This window comes from Pseudoalteromonas sp. NBT06-2, from assembly GCF_002276045.1.
Classification (GTDB): domain Bacteria; phylum Pseudomonadota; class Gammaproteobacteria; order Enterobacterales; family Alteromonadaceae; genus Pseudoalteromonas.
Genome location: NZ_NQMR01000313.1, coordinates 1 through 1,900, shown reverse-complemented (window position 1 = coordinate 1,900; position 1,900 = coordinate 1). Strand labels below are relative to the sequence as shown.

General features: G+C 30.1%; 2 protein-coding genes. Both read right to left on the bottom strand.

Annotated elements, in window-relative coordinates; all coding sequences use genetic code 11:
• On the bottom strand, positions 1-582 hold a 582-nt coding region (locus tag CJF42_RS25685), incomplete at its 3' end, for a DUF58 domain-containing protein (RefSeq protein WP_141235688.1).
• 275 nt (positions 583-857) lie between these two features.
• Positions 858-1,763: an AAA family ATPase gene (locus CJF42_RS25680; protein WP_095369327.1), complete on the bottom strand. Its 906-nt coding sequence runs from the start codon at positions 1,761-1,763 to the stop codon at positions 858-860.
• Between the last annotated feature and the right edge of the window lie 137 nt (positions 1,764-1,900).

The following is a 1,900-nucleotide window of genomic DNA, read 5'->3' as shown; positions in this document are numbered from 1 at the left end:
CAAAGCTGAGGTTATTATGCAACTTAAATGACTTAGTTTATTTTCAAAGTCTCCAGGCATATCTTCAAGGTTAAAATTATAATCCCTCGAATATGACTCTGAAAACTCTTTAACGAGAAATTGTTGGGTTTTTGCATAATGTTTCCATGAGATACGTGAAAAGCTTTCACCTGATTGATGTTCTCTAATGGCATAAAAATCGTTTGACCCTTTTATAGAATCAGTTTCTGTTTCATCTTTACCATCGGAAAAGCTTTTACAATGAGAGGTAATTGCTAAAGGAGTAGGGTAGATGTACACCGACTTTGGAAAAATACAATAACTCCATACCGACATTAAACCAAATGGATATCGAGACAAAATTTTAATTCGTGCAACTTTGTGTTTACCGCGACTCAGTCCTGAAACTTGTAACTTAATGCATTTTTTATCCTGATTAATTGTATCAATAAATGTTTGATTATTTTGAGATTGAATTATTAGACTATATGCATTATTAGGATTAGATATAATAAATGATAAAGCGTAACCCGTTTTTTCGATACCATCTTCCGTATCTAAAAATGATATATATGTACTCATTAAATTAAAATAGCTTTGTAAAATACAGATGATAAAAAATGAAATTAACAAATACGCACTTAATAGAATAAGGTTGTTTTGGTAATTACTACCTAATATAAATATTAAAATATTAAAATATTAAAAAATAAAAACGCTAAGCCAAATTTAGAGGGGACTACATAAATATTATGATGTTTAAGTACTAATTGAGATTTATTATGCTTTCTTTTGAATAGTATTTTATTAAAAAATAGATTTAACTTTTGCTTTAATTCCTTAAGTATTATCTTCATTTAAACTGGCACTTTAACTTCTTTAAGTAATTCTAATGCAAGGTCACCTTGGTTGATCCCAGAGTTCACATTAAGCCTATGCTCAACAACACATGGAAAAATTGTTTGTATATCATCGGGTGTAACATAATCTCGTCCACTAATAAATGCCCATGCTTGCGCAGCTCGACTAAGTGCAATACTTGCTCTTGGAGATAAAGGCATAGGATATCTACCAGCTAATCGACTGTGATTAACTAATGATAAAATATAATCAAGTACGGGTTCACTTAGTTTGATTTTTTTAACTAAGTTTTGTAGTTGATTGAATTGATTTGGTTTAAATCTTGATTGTATTTTTTTTATATTATTATCTATACCCAGGATTATCTTTTTTTCAGCCTCAATACTAGGATATCCAAGAGTGATCCTCATTAAAAACCTATCTAATTGTGATTCTGGTAATGGATAAGTACCAACTTGGTGAATTGGGTTTTGTGTTGCAATTACAAAAAACGGTTGCGGTAATAAGTAACTATGGGCATCAACACTCACTTGATTTTCTTCCATAGCTTCAAGTAGAGCACTTTGAGTTTTTGGTCCTGCACGATTTATTTCATCAGCTAAAATGACTTGACTAAAAATAGGACCTTTATGAAAACTAAAGGCTTGGGTTTTGATATCAAAAATTGATGTACCAATAATATCAGATGGCAATAAGTCACTGGTAAATTGAATTCGTTGATATGAAAGTCCGAGCGATATTGCTAAAGCATGAGATAAAGATGTTTTACCCATACCCGGTAAATCTTCAATTAATAAATGACCTTCAGCTAATAAACAGGAAATAGCTAACTTTATTTGTTTTTCTTTACCAAAGATAACCGTAGAAATGTCAATTAATACAGAGTTTATTATTGAATTCATAAATTGATACAACAAATGATAATTAACATAAATACTAATCTAACAATAATATAAGCTCAAGATAATCATTTTCTAATTATCAACAAATCTCAACAATGTCCGATACTCGGTAGTATTGGACATTTACATGTGTGTTG